Origin of the sequence: Streptomyces sp. NPDC014764, from assembly GCF_043082785.1 — a bacterium.
GTDB lineage: Bacteria > Actinomycetota > Actinomycetes > Streptomycetales > Streptomycetaceae > Streptomyces > Streptomyces althioticus.
The window spans coordinates 600178-616637 of sequence record NZ_JBIBXY010000001.1 but is presented as its reverse complement, the minus strand read 5'-3'; the positions used below and the strand labels follow the sequence as shown (position 1 = coordinate 616637).

Annotated in this window: 16 protein-coding genes and 1 pseudogene; 12 read left to right on the top strand and 5 right to left on the bottom strand. The window is 71.3% G+C overall.

The features are described 5' to 3' along the window. Positions 1-7: 7 nt before the first annotated feature. The 3 genes from ACF1AG_RS02840 (at position 8) to ACF1AG_RS02830 (ending at position 2767) form a co-directional block, all read left to right on the top strand. On the top strand, positions 8-361 hold the full coding sequence (locus ACF1AG_RS02840; protein ID WP_391809239.1) for a cytidine deaminase: 354 nt from the start codon (positions 8-10) through the stop codon (positions 359-361). Between the two features lie 144 nt (positions 362-505). Continuing rightward, positions 506-985 carry a hypothetical protein gene (locus ACF1AG_RS02835; RefSeq protein WP_359600902.1) on the top strand — a complete coding sequence of 160 codons (480 nt, stop codon included), beginning with the start codon at positions 506-508 and terminating at the stop codon, positions 983-985. Between the two features lie 456 nt (positions 986-1441). Continuing rightward, positions 1442-2767, top strand: a complete 1326-nt coding sequence (locus tag ACF1AG_RS02830; protein ID WP_359600900.1) for a GH1 family beta-glucosidase — start codon at positions 1442-1444, stop codon at positions 2765-2767. On the opposite strand, the gene era is transcribed toward ACF1AG_RS02830, so the two are convergent. Then, complete coding sequence (gene era, locus ACF1AG_RS02825; protein ID WP_359600899.1) at positions 2764-3717, bottom strand: GTPase Era; 954 nt, start codon at positions 3715-3717, stop codon at positions 2764-2766. The genes ACF1AG_RS02830 and era overlap by 4 nt on opposite strands. Before the next feature lie 100 nt (positions 3718-3817). Next, positions 3818-4546, bottom strand: a pseudogene (locus tag ACF1AG_RS02820) (FG-GAP repeat domain-containing protein); the annotation flags it as partial. Positions 4547-4643: 97 nt separating this feature from the next. Here ACF1AG_RS02820 and ACF1AG_RS02815 point away from each other — a divergent pair. Both ACF1AG_RS02815 and ACF1AG_RS02810 read left to right on the top strand, forming a co-directional pair. Further along, positions 4644-4940: a hypothetical protein gene (locus ACF1AG_RS02815; RefSeq protein ID WP_391809238.1), complete on the top strand. Its 297-nt coding sequence runs from the start codon at positions 4644-4646 to the stop codon at positions 4938-4940. Then, positions 4874-5191: a hypothetical protein gene (locus ACF1AG_RS02810; RefSeq protein WP_359600897.1), complete on the top strand. Its 318-nt coding sequence runs from the start codon at positions 4874-4876 to the stop codon at positions 5189-5191. Before ACF1AG_RS02815 ends, ACF1AG_RS02810 begins: the two co-directional genes overlap by 67 nt. 33 nt (positions 5192-5224) lie before the next feature. On the opposite strand, the gene ACF1AG_RS02805 is transcribed toward ACF1AG_RS02810, so the two are convergent. After that, positions 5225-5491, bottom strand: a complete 267-nt coding sequence (locus tag ACF1AG_RS02805; RefSeq protein WP_359600896.1) for a protealysin inhibitor emfourin — start codon at positions 5489-5491, stop codon at positions 5225-5227. 20 nt (positions 5492-5511) lie between these two features. Continuing rightward, positions 5512-6582 carry a M4 family metallopeptidase gene (locus ACF1AG_RS02800; protein WP_359600895.1) on the bottom strand — a complete coding sequence of 357 codons (1071 nt, stop codon included), beginning with the start codon at positions 6580-6582 and terminating at the stop codon, positions 5512-5514. Positions 6583-6910: 328 nt separating this feature from the next. Between ACF1AG_RS02800 and leuA the strand changes: the two genes are divergently transcribed. Beyond that, positions 6911-8641 carry a 2-isopropylmalate synthase gene (gene leuA, locus ACF1AG_RS02795; RefSeq protein ID WP_359600894.1) on the top strand — a complete coding sequence of 577 codons (1731 nt, stop codon included), beginning with the start codon at positions 6911-6913 and terminating at the stop codon, positions 8639-8641. Between the two features lie 190 nt (positions 8642-8831). Next, positions 8832-9536: a TerB family tellurite resistance protein gene (locus ACF1AG_RS02790; RefSeq protein ID WP_359600893.1), complete on the top strand. Its 705-nt coding sequence runs from the start codon at positions 8832-8834 to the stop codon at positions 9534-9536. A 403-nt stretch (positions 9537-9939) separates the two neighbouring features. Here the strand turns inward: ACF1AG_RS02790 and ACF1AG_RS02785 are convergent, their stop codons facing one another. Further along, on the bottom strand, positions 9940-10479 hold the full coding sequence (locus ACF1AG_RS02785) for a GNAT family N-acetyltransferase (protein ID WP_359600892.1): 540 nt from the start codon (positions 10477-10479) through the stop codon (positions 9940-9942). Between the two features lie 318 nt (positions 10480-10797). Between ACF1AG_RS02785 and ACF1AG_RS02780 the strand changes: the two genes are divergently transcribed. The 5 genes from ACF1AG_RS02780 to ACF1AG_RS02760 are packed head-to-tail and all read left to right on the top strand — an operon-like array spanning position 10798 to position 16377. Next, positions 10798-11568: an SCO2525 family SAM-dependent methyltransferase gene (locus ACF1AG_RS02780; RefSeq protein WP_359600891.1), complete on the top strand. Its 771-nt coding sequence runs from the start codon at positions 10798-10800 to the stop codon at positions 11566-11568. Positions 11569-11613: 45 nt separating this feature from the next. Further along, positions 11614-13458: an SCO2524 family protein gene (locus ACF1AG_RS02775; RefSeq protein WP_359600890.1), complete on the top strand. Its 1845-nt coding sequence runs from the start codon at positions 11614-11616 to the stop codon at positions 13456-13458. A 3-nt stretch (positions 13459-13461) separates the two neighbouring features. Beyond that, complete coding sequence (locus tag ACF1AG_RS02770; protein ID WP_191880820.1) at positions 13462-14379, top strand: SCO2523 family variant P-loop protein; 918 nt, start codon at positions 13462-13464, stop codon at positions 14377-14379. Then, positions 14376-15338 carry an SCO2522 family protein gene (locus ACF1AG_RS02765; RefSeq protein ID WP_359600889.1) on the top strand — a complete coding sequence of 321 codons (963 nt, stop codon included), beginning with the start codon at positions 14376-14378 and terminating at the stop codon, positions 15336-15338. The genes ACF1AG_RS02770 and ACF1AG_RS02765 overlap by 4 nt, the downstream gene beginning before the upstream one ends. Position 15339: 1 nt before the next feature. Continuing rightward, the gene (locus tag ACF1AG_RS02760) at positions 15340-16377 is read left to right on the top strand and encodes an SCO2521 family protein (protein ID WP_359600888.1); all 1038 of its coding nucleotides are present in this window, start codon (positions 15340-15342) and stop codon (positions 16375-16377) included. The last annotated feature ends 83 nt before the right edge of the window (positions 16378-16460 follow it).

The window sequence follows — 16460 nt, the reverse complement described above, 5'->3', positions numbered from 1 at the left end:
TCGGATCATGACCGAGACTCCCGACCTCGACCCCGAGGACCGCAAGATCGTCACTCTGGCCCGCTCCGTCCGGGCCCGCAACGGCGTGCCCGAGGGCGCGGCCGTACGCGACGAGACCGGCCGTACGTACGCCGCCGGCACCGTCGCCCTGGACTCGCTGAAGCTCAGCGCGCTGCGCACGGCGGTGGCGATGGCGGTGGCGTCCGGCGCGACCTCGCTGGAGGCGGCGGCGGTCGTGACGTCCGCGGAGTCGGCCTCGGCGGAGGACCGCGCGGCCGTGCGGGACCTGGGCGGCGCGGAGACGCCGGTGCTGGTGGCCGGGCCGGACGGCACGGTGCGGGAGACGATCACGGCGGGCTGAACCGGCCCGGCCGTACCCCACCGCTGTTACCTCCGGTAGTTAGGCCAGATCTCCACCTTGCCGCTCGGCCCCTCCCGCGCATCAATGGACACGCAGCGGGTCCGGACCCCCAACTGCCCCCCACACGAAAGGGACCGGAATCCAATGAGAGGCAAGCGACTCGGAACAGGTCTGTCCCTGGCCGCGGGCGCACTGGCCGTCTGCGGCCTGGCGTTCGCCCCCACCGCCGCCGCCGTCGACCCCGGCACGGCGACCGTCAACGCCGACTGCGGCAGCTACGGCGGCGGTGACGCCACCCTCACGGCCACGCAGGACGGCACGTCCGCGACGATCACGCTGAACACCTCGTCGGTCACCGCGCCGGTCTCCCTCGGCCAGGACTCCCTGGTCTCGGAACTGACGCTGGTCAATCCGGACGGCGGCACGGTCGTCTTCAAGGGCACGAAGAACCCGGCGATGTCCACGGGCGACGCCCTCGAGGTGGGCCCCCTCCCCGGCACGGTCGCCTCCGGCGACACCCTGGAGGCCTACGGCGGCACCCTCAAGGTGACGGCCTTCGGCTTCATCACGATCACCTGCACGGCGACGGGGCCGCAGGCACCGGGGCCGTTCGTGTTCGACTGACGCAATCGGTGCTCATTTGGTCGGCTTCTGTGGAGGTCCGCACGGCCGTACGGCGGCGCCGAGCACCGAGGTTGGTGGCGGGGCCGGACGGCACGATGCGGGAGGTGCTCACGGCGGGCCGGCAGTGAAGTGGCCGTGAGGCATCTGTGCGGTGCCTCACGGCCACTCCGAGTAGTTATTCCCAGTTGCCTGCCGCGGCGAACGCCTTCACTGCAGAGGTCACCGCGCGTGCAAAGTCCTCGGCAGTCGCTGGATCGCGTCGATCGTGCGGTCGATGGCCTTCAAACGCCGGGGATCTTGCCCGCCTTGAACCACGGGATCGCGCGCAGGACCATCCCGGCGCACGACCACATGTCACCGCCGAAACAGGCCCCGCTGGTTGCCGACGCCCCGGTGATGTCTGGTCGGCGGCAAGGGCGTTGACGCCTAGGGGAGTCGGTGCGGATGATCCGGGCCATGGCGACGACGAACCCGATCCCCCGTTTCCCGGCCGGCTTCCTGTGGGGTGTGTCGACCTCGGCGTACCAGATCGAGGGCGCGGTCGACACGCGCGAGGCGTCCGTGTGGGACGTGTTCACGGCCGAGCCGGGCCGGGTGCGGGACGGGTCCACGGCGGCCGTGGCCTGCGACCACGTGCGCCGCCACCGCGAGGACGTGGCGCTGCTCGCGGACCTGGGCGTGGACGCGTACCGCTTCTCGGTGTCCTGGCCGAGGGTGCAGGCCGAGGGCGGCCTCGACTTCTACGACCGGCTGGTCGACGACCTGCTGGCGGCGGGGGTGCGGCCGGTGCCGACGCTGTTCCACTGGGACCTGCCGGCGGACCTGGACTGGCTGGAGCGGGACACGGCGGAGCGGTTCGCGGAGCATGTGGCGCGGGTCGTCGCGCGCCTCGGGGACCGGGTGACGAAGTGGATCACGCTGAACGAGCCTGCCGAGCACACGCTGCTGGGCCACGCCCTGGGCGTGCACGCGCCGGGCCGGAGGCTGCTGTTCGACGCGCTGCCGGTGGCGCACCACCAGTTGCTGGCGCACGGCCTGGCGGTACGGGCGCTGCGCGCGGGGGGAGCCTCGGACATCGGCATCGCGAACTCCCACGGCCCGACGTGGCCGGCCTCCGAAGACGAGGCGGACGTGGCGGCGGCTGACTTCTACGACACGCTGCTGAACCGGCTGTTCGCCGATCCGCTGCTGCTCGGCCGCTACCCGGAGGGCGTCGGGGAGCTGATGCCGGGGGACGTCGAGGCGGACCTGAAGATCATCGCGGAGCCGCTCGACTGGTACGGGATCAACTACTACGCGCCGACGCGGGTGAGTGCGCCGCAGGGAGCGGAGATCGAGTTCGGCGGGGTCCGGATGCCTGCCGAACTGCCCTTCTCCGTACGGGAGATCGAGGGATACCCGGTGACGGACTTCGGCTGGCCGGTGGTCCCGGAGGCGCTGACCGAACTGCTCACGCTGTTCCATGGCCGCTACGGCGACCGTCTCCCCCCGGTGGTCGTCACGGAGAACGGCTGCGCGTACGAGGGCCTGGACGACACCGACCGCATCGCCTACCTCGACGGCCATGTCCGCGCCCTGCACCGGGCGATGGAGGCGGGCGTGGACGTCCGCGGCTACTTCGTGTGGTCGCTGCTGGACAACTTCGAGTGGGCGGAGGGGTACGGCCGCCGCTTCGGCCTGGTCCACGTGGACTTCGACACGCAGCGGCGGACGCCGAAGGCGTCGTACGACTGGTACCGCGCGCTGCTGCGGGAGCAGCACGGGTGCCGGCGGGGCGCTTAGAAGCCGAGCCGGCGCAGCTGCTTCGGGTCCCGCTGCCAGTCCTTGGCGACCTTGACGTGCAGGTCGAGGAAGACAGGGGTGCCGAGGAGCGCCTCGATCTGCTTGCGGGACTTGATGCCGACGTCCTTCAGGCGCTTGCCCTTGGGGCCGATGACGATGCCCTTCTGGCTGGAGCGCTCGATGTACAGGTTGGCGTGGATGTCGAGCAGCGGCTTGTCGGCGGGGCGGTCCTCGCGCGGCAGCATCTCCTCGACGACGACGGCGATGGAGTGCGGCAGCTCGTCACGCACGCCCTCCAGGGCGGCCTCGCGGATCAGCTCGGCGACCATGACCTGCTCGGGCTCGTCGGTGAGGTCGCCCTCGGGGTAGAGGGCGGGGCCCTCCGGCATGAGCGGGATCAGCAGATCGGCGAGGAGGTCGACCTGCCGGCCGGCGGTGGCCGACACGGGGACGATCTCCTGCCAGGTGATGCCCAGCTCCTTGCCGAGCTGGTCGACGGCGATGAGCTGCTCGGCGAGCGCCTTGCTGTCGACGAGGTCGGTCTTGGTGACGATGGCGATCTTGGGTGTCTTCTTGATCCCCGCGAGCTCCTTGGCGATGAAACGGTCGCCGGGGCCGATCTTCTGGTCGGCGGGCAGACAGAACCCGATCACGTCGACCTCGGCCCAAGTGGTCCGCACGACGTCGTTCAGCCGCTCCCCCAGCAGGGTGCGCGGCTTGTGCAGCCCGGGGGTGTCGACCAGCACGAGCTGCGCGTCCGGCCGGTGCACGATGCCGCGCACGGTGTGCCGGGTGGTCTGCGGCCGGTTGGAGGTGATCGCCACCTTCTGCCCGACCAGAGCGTTCGTGAGGGTGGACTTGCCCGCGTTGGGCCGGCCCACGAAGCAGGCGAAACCGGCCCGGTGAACGGCGTCGGCCGGCTGCTCGGATGACTGGGTACGAACACTCATGCCGCCCATTCTCCCTGATCGCCGGGGCGGCTCGGACCAAGGCGGGCCCGGGTCGCCCGCGAGGGGAGACCCGGGCCCGCCGGAAACGTCGCCGTGGCCGTCAGCCGAAGGCCTTGACCTGGTTCCAGTCCACGCTCAGGACCACCTTCACCGGGGATCCGGTGTTGGTCCGGGACGGGTTGTAGATCCGGGTCGCACCGTCGGTCCGCAGGCGCGCCCAGATGTCCGGGATGCCATCACCGCTGACGTCGGGGATGCCGAGGGCGGTCGGGACATTGGTGTCGGTCCAGCTGGTGCCGTAGGCCACATCACCGTTGAGCGCGTTGGCGGCCAGCTTCAGCGAGTCGACGTCGACGTTGCCGCTGACGGGCCCGGGCCGTCCGTGCCGGACGTACATGTTTCCGTTGTCCAGATTGCGCCACAGCAGGTCGGGCGTCTTGTCGCCGTTGATGTCGGCGACGTTGACGATCTCGCGCCGGGCCCAGGCGTCGGAGTTCATCAGCGTGGCCTCCCGGAAGGTGCCTCCGGTGTAGCCGGACAGCGTCCAGAACTCCGCGCCGGCCCGCAGCACCAGGTCGGGGTGACCGTCGCCGGTGATGTCGCCGACCGCCTTGATCTGCGTCCAGGTCGAGGGGGCGGGGGCGTTCGAGGGCAGCCGGATCGCGATCCGCTCGCCGACGTCGAAGCTGCCGTAGCCGTCACCGGGGTACAGCCACGCCCTCCCGTCCGGGGTGACCGCGAACAGGTCGGTGGTGCCGTCGCCCGGGAAGGCGTCGGCGAAGTGGGTGATCAGTGCCGCCTTGCCGGTGGACGGGTCGAACCAGTGGCCAAGACCGGCGAACTGTTCGGTCGAGCAGCGCCTCGACGGTCCCGAGGGCAAGCTGCTCGTGACCTTCGGCCACGACGCGTCACCGGGCGGCACGGGCATGCTCGCCACCGCCACCCGCTACACCGACGGCGCCGCCTACACGCAGACCGTCGACGGCTACACCAAGAACTACCAGCCGACCTCCACCACGCTGGCTCTTCCGCAGTCCCTGGCCGACACCTGGGGCTTCAAGACCTCCTACAAGTACGCCTACGCGTACGACGACACCGGCGCCCTCGAGGAAGCGTCGCTCCCGGTGGTCGGTCCTTCAGTGTGGACGAGGACGGCATGGTCTTCGTTGTCGCGCCCTCCGGCGTGCCGGACAACGTGCGACTCGCCGTCGAGACGGTTGTAGTCCTCTTCGGCGACTCGGCTGCCGCTGTCGGTGAGTACCTGCGCGAGTGGCGGAACGCGGCAGACGAGTTCGGCGACCACTACTCCTTGGCCACCACCAGTGCCCGAGTCCGACGCGTAGGTCCGGACGAGGTCGAATTCGGAGACCAGTACGGACAGTTCGAGGACTGCGGCATGAGCGCTCGCGAGTTCGAACGGCTGCTCGAGCAATTGATCGACTTCCTGGGACCGCTTCAGGGAGGACACACGTAACCCGTTCGCCTGGAGCCAGTCGGGGACTGACCTTCACGCCCCCTCCTTCAGCACCCTCCTGATCAGCGCGCGCTGTTCCTCCGTCAGCCGGGGGTCCGCGCAGTACACCGTTCTGCCGTCCACCGTGATCCGGTAGCTGAACCCGTCCGGGACGCCGGCCGGCGGGATCGTCCCGCCGGCCGCCACGGCCCGTTCCGCCAGCGCGTGCCACTCCGACGCGTCGGCCCGTCCCGAGGTGTCCACCTCGGCCTGCCGCTCGATCCCCGCGAAGCCGCCCGTGCGCCGCACCTGAATTCGCATGGTCCGTGTCTAGTACGGAACTACAGCGTGCGCACCCCCACCCGCTCCCACGCCTTCGTCACCGCCACCAGCTCCTCGCCCTCCCCGTACCGGGCGCGTGCCGCCTTCACGGTGAGCGTCGCGAAGTCCGTGAACTGCGCGTTCTGGTCCAGCTCCCCGCCGGTCAGCACGTCGTACCAGACCTGCCCGGCGCGCTCCCAGGCGTTGCCGCCGAGGGTGGTGGCCGCGAGGTAGAACGCGTGGTTGGGGATGCCGGAGTTGATGTGCACGCCGCCGTTGTCCCGGCCGGTGCGGACGTAGTCGTCCATCGTCGCCGGCTGCGGGTCCTTGCCGAGCACGTCGTCGTCGTACGCCGTGCCGGGCTCCTTCATCGAGCGCAGCGCCACACCGGTGACGCGCGGGGCGAGCAGCCCGGCGCCGATCAGCCAGTCGGCCTCCTCGGCGGTCTGGCCCAGCGTGTACTGCTTGATGAGCGCGCCGAAGACGTCCGACACCGACTCGTTGAGCGCGCCCGACTGGCCGAAGTAGTCGAGGTTCGCGGTGTACTGCGTGACGCCGTGGGCGAGTTCGTGGCCGATGACGTCGACGGCGATCGTGAAGTCGAGGAAGATCTCCCCGTCCCCGTCGCCGAAGACCATCTGCTCGCCGTTCCAGAACGCGTTGTTGTAGTCGCGGTCGTAGTGGACGGTCGCGTCCAGCGGCAGACCGTGGCCGTCGATCGAGTCCCGGCCGAACTCCTTGAGGAACAGCTCGAAGGTGGCGCCCAGGCCGGCGTAGGCGCGGTTCACGGTGGCGTCCTGGCCCGGTTCCTCACCCTCACCGCGCGCCTTCACGCCGGGCAGCTCGGTGCCGTGCCCGGCGTCGTACACGGTGCGCTGCGGGGTGCCGGGCTCGGCCCCGGCGAGCGTGGCGACGGCCGGTGCGCCGACGACCGTGGTCAGCCGGCGCTGGGTGCGCTCGTAGGCGTCGCGGCGCAGGGTGCGGCGCGCGGGGCCGTGGACCAGGGGGTCCTCGGCCTGGGACAGCCGGTCGAGGACGTGCGGCGGGACGATGGTGCAGAAGACGGGCTCGTGGCCCCCGTTCGTCGTCATGCCGGAACCATTGCACTGAGTGACGTAACTGTCACTACCTGCGACCATGACGGATGAATTCCCTCGCGATTACCGCCCGGCGCCTGCTGCGGAAGTGGTATACGGCACTTTTTGTCCCCTTCGTCCCGACGGTCCCGCATACTGATACGCAACCCCGCACGGTGGACGACTCGGTTAAGCTGCGGAGCACCATGTACTTCGGGCTGCTTCTCCTTAGCTGCCGCGGTGAGGGTCTGCGCTAGAGGCCGACCCCCTCCCCGCGGAGTTTGGCGCTGCGCCGTCGGCCGTCCCCAGGACATTCCGCGGACCATCGAGGAGCCCCCGCATCATGGCGAACCGCCAGCAGACCAGCCCCATGCCGATCCACAAGTACGGCCGGTACGAGCAGGTCGACATCCCCGACCGCACCTGGCCCGAGAAGCGGATCACCACCGCGCCCCGCTGGCTCTCCACCGACCTGCGTGACGGCAACCAGGCCCTGATCGACCCCATGTCGCCCGCACGCAAGCGCGCCATGTTCGACCTGCTGGTACGGATGGGCTACAAGGAGATCGAGGTCGGCTTCCCCGCCTCCGGCCAGACCGACTACGACTTCGTCCGCTCCATCATCGAGGACCCGGACGCCATCCCGGACGACGTCACCATCTCCGTGCTGACCCAGGCCCGCGAGGACCTGATCGAGCGCACGGTGGAGTCCCTGCAGGGCGCCAGGCGCGCCACCGTTCACCTGTACAACGCCACCGCGCCGGTGTTCCGCCGCGTGGTCTTCCGCGGTTCCAAGGACGACATCAAGCAGATCGCCGTCGACGGCACCCGTCTGGTGATGGAGTACGCGGAGAAGCTGCTGGGTCCCGAGTCCGACGGTACGGCGTTCGGCTACCAGTACAGCCCGGAGATCTTCACCGACACCGAGCTGGACTTCGCGCTGGAGGTCTGCGAGGCGGTGATGGACGTCTACCAGCCCGGTCCGGGCCGCGAGATCATCCTCAACCTGCCCGCCACCGTGGAGCGTTCGACGCCGTCCACGCACGCCGACCGCTTCGAGTGGATGCACCGCAACCTCTCCCGGCGCGAACACGTCTGCCTGTCCGTCCACCCGCACAACGACCGCGGCACCGCCGTCGCCGCCGCCGAGCTGGCGCTGATGGCGGGCGCCGACCGCGTCGAGGGCTGCCTGTTCGGCCAGGGCGAGCGCACCGGCAACGTCGACCTCGTCACCCTGGGAATGAACATGTTCTCGCAGGGCGTCGACCCGCAGATCGACTTCTCCGACATCGACGAGATCCGTCGTACGTGGGAGTACTGCAACCAGATGGAGGTCCACCCGCGCCACCCGTACGTGGGCGACCTGGTCTACACGTCCTTCTCCGGCTCCCACCAGGACGCCATCAAGAAGGGCTTCGACGCCATGGAGGCCGACGCCAAGGCCAAGGGCGTCACCGTCGACGACCTCGAGTGGGCGGTCCCGTACCTGCCGATCGACCCCAAGGACGTCGGCCGCTCCTACGAGGCGGTCATCCGGGTCAACTCGCAGTCCGGCAAGGGCGGTGTGGCGTACGTCCTGAAGAACGACCACAAGCTGGAACTGCCGCGCCGGATGCAGATCGAGTTCTCGAAGATCATCCAGGCCAAGACGGACGCCGAGGGCGGCGAGATCACCCCGGCCGACATCTGGTCGGTCTTCCAGGACGAGTACCTGCCCAACCCGGACAACCCGTGGGGCCGCATCCAGGTCGCCGGCGGCCAGAGCACCACCGACCACGACGGCGTGGACACCCTCACCGTCCAGGCCACGGTCGACGGCCAGGAGACCACCCTGGTCGGCACCGGCAACGGCCCGATCTCGGCCTTCTTCGACGCCCTGCAGAGCATCGGCATCGACGTACGCCTGCTGGACTACCAGGAGCACACCATGAGCGAGGGCGCCTCCGCGCAGGCCGCCTCGTACATCGAGTGCGCCATCGGCGACAAGGTGCTGTGGGGCATCGGGATCGACGCGAACACGACCCGCGCCTCGCTGAAGGCGGTCGTCTCCGCGGTCAACCGCGCGGCCCGCTGATCAGCCGGTCAGGGGTCGATCCGGGCCCCGTCCGCCGTCACCGGCGGGCGGGGCCCGGCCGTCGGTTACCGGCCAATAGCTGTGATGGTCACGGAAAGGTCTCGTCCCGGGTACTGACTCCGCCTCCCGGATGTGGCTAACATCACGCAAGCGCGGCGACGGAGCTGTGTGGCGTTGATGGAGGTGCGACGTGCTGTCAGAACGGGGACCCGACGGCCGTACCGCTGCCGCCCGGAGCGCGCGCCGCCTGGTCGGCACCCGCACCGCGTGGACCGCCGTCGGCGACGGGGAGTTCTTCTGCCCGCACTGCGGCGGCGACCGCAACTACCAACGGCTCACCGGACGCCGCCGGTTCACCGTGCTGGGCGTGCCCGTGCTGCCGCGCGGGGTGTGTGCGCCGACCGTGGAGTGCGCGGCCTGCCGCGGCCACTTCGGCACCGACGTGCTGGACCACCCCACCACCACCCGCTTCTCCGCGATGCTGCGGGACGCCGTCCACACCGTCGCCCTCGCCGTGCTCGCCGCGGGGGGCACCTGCTCCCGCGCCGCCCTGGAGACCGCCGCCGCCGGGGTGCGCGCGGCCGGCTTCGAGGACTGCACGGAGGAGCAGCTGGCCGCGCTGGTCGAGGCGCTGGAGGAGGACACCGGCCGGTTCACCGGCGAGCCCTGCGTGGCGGGGCTGTCCATCGAACTGCACGAGGCGCTGGACCCGCTGGCCCCGCACCTGGCCGCACCCGGCCGTGAGTCGATCCTGCTCCAGGGCGCACGGATCGCCCTGGCCGACGGCCCGTACACCCCCGCGGAGCGGGACGCCCTCGCCACGGTGGGCGCGGCCCTCACCATCTGCACCGACGACGTCGGCCGCCTCTTGGCGGCGGCGCGGACCCCGTCCTGAACAGGCCTTTTCCGGCCGACGCCGTCCAGGCCCTGTCCGGTCCGGCTGATGCCGTCACGGCCGATTCGTCTCCGATGGGCGGCGCCCCGGCCGGTCCGTCCTGGGTGGGCGCCGTTCCGGCCGGTCCGTCCTGGGTGGGCGGCGCCCCGGCGGGTCCGTCTTGGGCGGGCGCCGTTCCGGTCGATTCGTCTCCGGCGGGCGGCGCCGTCCCGGACCGGTTCGTGTCGGCCGATGTCATCGCGCCCCTGCCCATGTCCGGGCGGCGGGTCCTGACCCGGCCCGGCCGCGCCGGCCGCCCCGGTGACCGTCCGAGCCCGTCGGGTGTCGTCCTGGCCTGGCGCGACCCGGTCGAAGGCCGTTCCCGGGGCGCCCCGGACGGCGGCACCGTCCTGACCGCAGCGTGCTAGCACAGCTCCAGTCGCATGATCCGCCGGTCTTCGCCCGGTCCGAAGTAGTCCCTGCGCAGACCGCCGTCCGGTTCTTCCGGGGTGAAGCCGAGGGAGTGGTAGAGCAGGATCGCCGCCCGGTTGGCGGGTTCGACCGTCAGCCGCACCGTCTCGACGCCGTCCCGGCGGAGCCGCTGAAGGATCTCCGTCATCAGTTCCCGGCCCAGCCCGTGCCGGCGGTCCCCCTCGGTCACGCACAGGCCGAGGATCCAGCTGTCCCGGCCGAACGCGGTGGTCGCGGCCAGGACGTAGCCGCGCAGCCCGCCCGCGCCGTCGTCCAGCACCAGGAAGTGCTCGGCGTACACGTCGTACAGCTGGCGGAGCAGGAAGGCGGGATAGGCGACCTCCTGGAACACCTCCTCGTCGAGCCGGCGCAGCTCGGGCAGATCGGACTCGAGGGCCCCCCTCAGGACCAGGCGTCCGGGCCCCGGGAACCCCTCGGGTCCCGCGAGTCGCCCGTGCCGGTCCAGGGTGCGCTCCAGCGGTTCGGCGGTCATGCCACCCCCCAGTCGGGACATGCGGATGCGTCAACGCCAAGACACCGGCGTTCACCCGGAAGGGATTGCTGCTTCCGGTGGCGGCCGGTGGCGTCTCTGGTTAGAGTGAGCCGTCAACTCACCGCGTGCAAGGGCGAGTTCATGGGTGCACGGACAACTGGTGTGCGCCTTCCGTGCGCCCGTCGACAGGGAACGGCGTGTTCCTGGCTGTCTCCGCGTGCCACTTCGGCCTACCGTGCGAGAACCGGAGATGCTGCTTCACCTGCTGACGTTCAGCGGAACGGCGCAGACAGGGCACACGGTCTTGTCCGACACTGAATGGAACGCGGCAGGGTGATCATGGACCGTAATGCCGACGCCCCGTGGTCGAAGTTCGATCCCGAGGCCTACGTCGACGCCAACTACCGCAGCCCTCTCGAGGTCGATCTGCTGATCGTGCGGCTGATGCGCGACTACTTCGGCAAGTGCTTCGAGGCCGGCGCCCCGCGCACGGGCCGCGGCGTCGACGTCGGCGCCGGCGCCAATCTCTACCCGGCGCTGTCCATGCTGCCCTGGTGCGAGAAGGTCCTGCTCCTGGAGTACGCGCAGCCGAACGTGGAGTATTTGGAGAAGCAGGCGTCCCCCGCCGGGTTCGACACCGTCTGGGACCCCTTCTGGGACCAGCTGCGCGAACACCCCGGCTACGCCGCCGTCGAACCCCGCGGCCGGTTCGGCGAGATCGTCCGCGTCGAGCGCGCCAACCTCCTCGACCTCGACGGCCAGCGCCGCTGGGACATCGGCACCATGTTCTTCGTCGCCGACTCCATGTCCGAGTGCCCCGAAGAGTTCCGCCGCGGCGTCACCTGCTTCATGGGCGCGCTGACCGAGGGCGCGCCGTTCGCCACCGCCTTCATGAAGGAATCCGTCGGCTACCAGGTGGGCGACCATCGGTATCCGGCCTACCGGGTCAACGAGGAGCGGGTCCGTGAGAGCCTGTGCGACTGGGCCGACGACCTGGAGATCCACGATCTGCACCACATGGTGCGCGAAGGGCACGAGGGCATCATTCTCGCCCTGGGACGGCGGAATTCGGCGATTGCGGACACGTAGGAACGGGGACCATGTCTGCACACGTTCTGTGCGAGGGGTAGGGGGATGCAGATCAAGCCACGCCAGCATCTGCTGGACATCTGGCGGGCCGCGGCCCGCCACTCGTTCGACGACGGCAAGCTCGTGTGGGGGGACACCGACGGGCTCAGCAGTGTCGCGGACGCCGAGCGGCTGCTCTGCCTGCTGTACCCGGCCACCGAGATCCCCGCGTTCCGCCTGGACCAGCCCGACACCACCGAACGGGACGTGCTCCAGGCCCTGGAACGCGTCGGCAGCCGGCTGGAGATCCCGCCCAACCTGATCACCGGGCTGACCCAGTTCATGCGCACCCACACCGGCCCCGACGACGCCCCCACCTTCGCCGGCGGACCGTACTTCAAGACCGTCGACCCGAAAGTCGAACTGACTTACGAGCAGGGCAAGTTAGGCGTCGTCGACTCCTACTCGATGTCCGTCACGCTCTGCCTGGCGACCCTCGGCTTCCTCAAGGTCTACGAGAACAGCACCACCCGCCCCGAAGTGCGCCGGGCGCTCGCCGAACTCCGCGAGGCCACCAATCTGCGGCTCACCGCCGCCATGGTCAGCCTGCTGCGCTCCTTCGCGGTCAACGTCTTCGACGCCGAGTCCGAGCAGGGCCGCCGGCTCATCCAGGTCATCGGCCAGAACCGGCACTCCGACCGGGCCGTCCTCCAGCAGTTCGCACGCCGCTTCCGGCCGCTGCGCGCCACCATCATCGAGAGCCTCAGCCGCGGCATCGAGGTCGACGAGTCCATCCGCGACGAGAGCCAGCTCTTCGAGTGCGGCTGGGCCTGGGGCGTCGTGAAGGACGCCCCCAAGGTCACCGACCTCGACGCCCCGGTGCCCGGCCAGCCCGACGGCATCGCCGACCGGCTGCCCTACGTGTACTTCACCGTCGTCGCCCTCGACGGCATCCAGGACCTCTTCTCCGAGCGCACCCTCACCCTCGGACTGCTCGACGCCGACCAGCAGAAACTCGCCGAGGCGCTGCGGCTGCGCTGGGAGCTGAGCCAGCAGTACTGGTCGGCCGTCGCCCGCTTCGGCACCGAGCGCTGGCCCCTGGAGGACCTGCCCTGGCAGACCACCGGCCTGCGGCTCGAGTCCGAATACTTCTCCCTCACCGTCGCGGCCATCCTCGTCCACGACCTGGTGCGCCGCAGGGCCACCGACGACGACCTCACCCGCACCGTCTCCATCATGGAGCGGCTCGCCGACCGCGGCCGCGTCACCAGCCGCATGACCAGGAACGACCCGGTCGTCCTGCTGCACGACCCGGGCGTGCTGATGCCGCTCGCCGGATCCGAGCGCTCCGGGTCACGGCTCCAGTGGCGAATGACCGACTTCTCCGCCCAGCTGCTCAAGCGGACCGTGCAGCTCGCCGAGCTGTCCCGGAACATCGAGGCGCAGGACCGGCTGCTGCGCCTCGCCGAGCAGACCTTCGAGCACCTGTGGAGCCGCAGGATCGAGGACGGCCACGGCGCCGGCCTCTGGGACGACGTACGCGCCGTCTTCCCGGACGCCGAGGCCGTCAACCGCCGCCTGTCCTGGAGCGTCACCGAACGCGTCACCGAGTGCCTGGTCGCCGCCCGCAACCTCTACGAGCAGGAGCCCATCCGCAGCCCCGACCTGGCCGACCTGGCCCGGGACCTGCTCAGCGAGGCCACGCACCTGTTCGGCAGGGAGCAGCTGGAGGCCTCCATCGGCGACGACGGAAGCCGCGCCCGGGCGATGCGGAGCATGGAGAACCGGCTGGACCACGCCCGCAGTCTGGTCGACGAGCGGCCCGCCACCGCCTTCGCGCTCGCCCTGCCCGTCCTGCGGGAACTCGACACCCTGGCCCAGGCCCGGGACGCCGCCGCGCAGGAGGGCTGAGCCGTGCTCGTCTTCGCGGCCTCCGACAAGGGAGGCACGGGCCGCTCGGTCACCAGCGCCAACCTGGCCTACCAGCGCGCCCTCGTCGGCGACCACGTCGCCTACGTCGACTTCGACTTCGGCTCGCCCACCGCCGCCGCCGTCTTCGACGTGCCCAGCGCCCTGCGCGGCACCGAGGAGAGCGGCCTGCACTCCTACCTGGAGGGCGAGGTCACCGAACCGGCCAGCATCGACATCTGGCGGCACACCGAGCACCCGGTGCTGCGCGCCCGGCAGAACCAGTCCGGGCGGCTCGTCCTCTACCCGGGCGACGCGGGCGGCGGCGAGTTCGCCACCGGCGAGGAGGCGCTGGAGCGCTGCATCGACCTGCTGCTGCGGCTCAACAGCGAGTTCGACCTGGTCATGGTCGACCTCAGCGCCGGCCGCAGCTACGCCGTCGACCTCGTCCTCGCGGCCACCGCGCACCCCCAGCTGCGCCATGTCGCCTATCGCTGGCTGGTGTTCCACCGCTGGACCCGGCAGCACGTCATCGCCGCCGCGGGCCTGGTGCACAAGGAGAACGGCATCCTCCGCAGCGGCGTCGACCGCGGCCACGACGAGGAGACCCTCCAGGGCAGCATCCGCTTCGTGCGGGCCGCCGTGCCCGACCCGGAGTCGGCCATGTGGGCGCAGGGCTCACCCGCCCAGGCCGCCTGGATGCAGTCCTGCAACCGGGCGCTGCGCCGGCTCGCCTCCGACCAGCACATCGGCGACAGCGTGGTGCTCGGCACCGTGCCGCTGGAGCCGATCCTGCAGTGGCGGGAGCAGCTGATCACCGAGGAGGACGTCCTCGCCACCCAGATCGCCAACAAGGAGACGCTGGAGGCGCTCGAGGAGATCGCCCGGCGGCTCACCGACGACGCGTACTGGGGGCTGCCATGACCGAAGCGGTGTTCCGTGAGACCACCGCCGAACCCCGCACCCAGGCGGTGCCCCTGTCCCACCTCTCCCTGGAGCTGGGACACCTGTACATGGAGGACTTCGAGGCGGGCCCGGAGCATCTGCGCCGGCACTTCGCGCGGATCCGTCCCTGGGCGGAGGCAGCCCGGGCCTTCGCCGCCGACCGGGCAGGCGGGCGGCGCGCCCGGATCAGCACCTGCTTCCTGATCGACGACTACTTCACCCGGTTCGCGAGCCCCGCCGAGGTCGTCCCCATGCTCCTGGCGGAGGCCGATCGCGCCGGGCTCACCGTCGACTACCTCGCCCGCGAGTCCGCCTGCGCCGTCAGCGGGAAAATCCCCGTCGCGGAGGCGGTGGCCGCGCGGATCGTCGAGGAACCCCCGCCCGGCAGTCACGGCAACCGGCCGCCCGCCGCGCAGACCGGCTGGCTCGCCAACGGCATGCGCAGCCCCACCGCCCGCGCCCCGCAGGCGATGCGGAAGGCCGCCGCCTGGGAGCCGCCCCGCGAGACCGCGGCCCGCCGCCACTCCGTGTTCCTCGACGTCGAGCTGTGGAACGAGACACCCGACGGCGAACGTCAGTGGTCCTGCCCCTTCCTGGCCGCCGTGTGGCAGCTCGCCCGCCTCGGGCTGCTGCGCCACCAGGGCGAGCCCGTGCTCGACCCGCAGCCGCACACCGGCGCGTTCCCCGACGACTGGGACGACCTGCCGCCGCTGGTCCGGCTCGACGCGCGGGCGGCCCCGTTCGCCGCCTACCGCACCTGCTCGGTGCTGCCCAGCCGCTTCCTGCCCGTCGAGCACGCCGTACGGGTCGTCCTCGACCAGACGGACGTGGACCGGGACGCCCTGCGCCAGGTCGCCGAGCGGTCCGCCGGCGAAGGCGTGCCCGTCCCCGGCCCGGTCGCCGACCGCGTCTCCTACGTCTTCTGCGAGGAGACCTGAGATGCCGGCCGCGACCAGGGCGGCTTCCGGCGCACCGCCCGACACCGGTGCGCCGCGCACCGTGCTGGCCTGCGGCGAGGTCCGCACCTGCCTGCTGCCCGCCGGGCAGGCCCTCGACAGCCGTGCCGCCGTTCAGCTGCTGAGGCTGCGCGCCGACGAGCGGGTCCTGGTCTCCGAGCGCCCCAACCTCTACGGCCGCTCCCCTGACACCCTCACCGGCGTCGACTGCCCGCTGCCCAGCGCCAACGGCGCCCGGGTCCGCGCCGTCGGCACGGTCGCCGCGCGGGCCGCGCTCACCGAGGGACGCGTCCTGCAGACCTCCGCGTACTTCACGCTGCCCGCCTCCGGGCCCGACCACCGCCGCCCCTGGGGCGACTACCTGGTGCGGCCCGGAGTGGTCGAGCCGCTGGGGAAGCTGCCCGGCGACGCGGTCGCCGCCGGACTGCTCGACGGCGGACGCCACGGCGACCTCGACGTGGGGCTGATCGCCGGAGGGCTGCTCACCCGGCTGCTGCGGCACCCGCTGCTCGACCAACGTCCGCCCCTGAGGTCCCGGCAGACCCGGCTGCGCTGGGTCGCGCTGACCGCACCGCCCGGAGAGGCGCCCGCCCTGGAGCGGTTCACCCTCGCCGAGGACGAGCTGCGCACCGTACGCCTGCGCGTCCCGGAGGACATCCCCGCCGCCGACCTGGCCGGTCTCTGCGACGACCTGGCCCTGCACGACTGGCTGTTGACCACCCTGGTCCGCGTCCTCGACGGTATCCGCCTCGGCCCGGCCGCGCCCGGAGCCTGGCACCGTTCGGCACCGGACGGCGGACTCCCGCCGGTGGTACGGGCGTTGAGGCCGGCCGTGGACCATCTGCTGCACCTGTGGATGCCGCGGGCCCGAGTGTCCGGGGAACTGGCCCCGCTGTGGGAGGCGCTGGAAGGGCGGCCCGGGTTCACCCGCCAGTGGCTCGCCCTCGTGCAGCGCGTCCGCGACCAGCTCACCCTGCACGCGATCCCGCCCGTGCACCGGGAGGTGGAGCCCGCGCCCTGACGCGTCCCGACCCCTGCCCGCGAGACGCCCACCAGCCGTGAGCGGCCTCGTCCGGACCCCCACGCACATTGCGCATCCCGAAC

Bases quoted from the DNA above. Each gene is read 5' to 3' on its own strand.
- ACF1AG_RS02840 (WP_391809239.1), top strand. From the start codon at position 8: ATGACCGAGACTCCCGACCTCGACCCCGAGGACCGCAAGATCGTCACT.
- era (WP_359600899.1), bottom strand. From the start codon at position 3,717: ATGAGTGTTCGTACCCAGTCATCCGAGCAGCCGGCCGACGCCGTTCAC.
- ACF1AG_RS02760 (WP_359600888.1), top strand. From the start codon at position 15,340: ATGCCGGCCGCGACCAGGGCGGCTTCCGGCGCACCGCCCGACACCGGT.
- ACF1AG_RS02830 (WP_359600900.1), top strand. From the start codon at position 1,442: ATGGCGACGACGAACCCGATCCCCCGTTTCCCGGCCGGCTTCCTGTGG.
- ACF1AG_RS02775 (WP_359600890.1), top strand. From the start codon at position 11,614: ATGCAGATCAAGCCACGCCAGCATCTGCTGGACATCTGGCGGGCCGCG.
- ACF1AG_RS02780 (WP_359600891.1), top strand. From the start codon at position 10,798: ATGGAACGCGGCAGGGTGATCATGGACCGTAATGCCGACGCCCCGTGG.
- leuA (WP_359600894.1), top strand. From the start codon at position 6,911: ATGGCGAACCGCCAGCAGACCAGCCCCATGCCGATCCACAAGTACGGC.
- ACF1AG_RS02800 (WP_359600895.1), bottom strand. From the start codon at position 6,582: ATGACGACGAACGGGGGCCACGAGCCCGTCTTCTGCACCATCGTCCCG.
- ACF1AG_RS02785 (WP_359600892.1), bottom strand. From the start codon at position 10,479: ATGACCGCCGAACCGCTGGAGCGCACCCTGGACCGGCACGGGCGACTC.
- ACF1AG_RS02835 (WP_359600902.1), top strand. From the start codon at position 506: ATGAGAGGCAAGCGACTCGGAACAGGTCTGTCCCTGGCCGCGGGCGCA.
- ACF1AG_RS02810 (WP_359600897.1), top strand. From the start codon at position 4,874: ATGGTCTTCGTTGTCGCGCCCTCCGGCGTGCCGGACAACGTGCGACTC.
- ACF1AG_RS02805 (WP_359600896.1), bottom strand. From the start codon at position 5,491: ATGCGAATTCAGGTGCGGCGCACGGGCGGCTTCGCGGGGATCGAGCGG.
- ACF1AG_RS02815 (WP_391809238.1), top strand. From the start codon at position 4,644: ATGCTCGCCACCGCCACCCGCTACACCGACGGCGCCGCCTACACGCAG.
- ACF1AG_RS02765 (WP_359600889.1), top strand. From the start codon at position 14,376: ATGACCGAAGCGGTGTTCCGTGAGACCACCGCCGAACCCCGCACCCAG.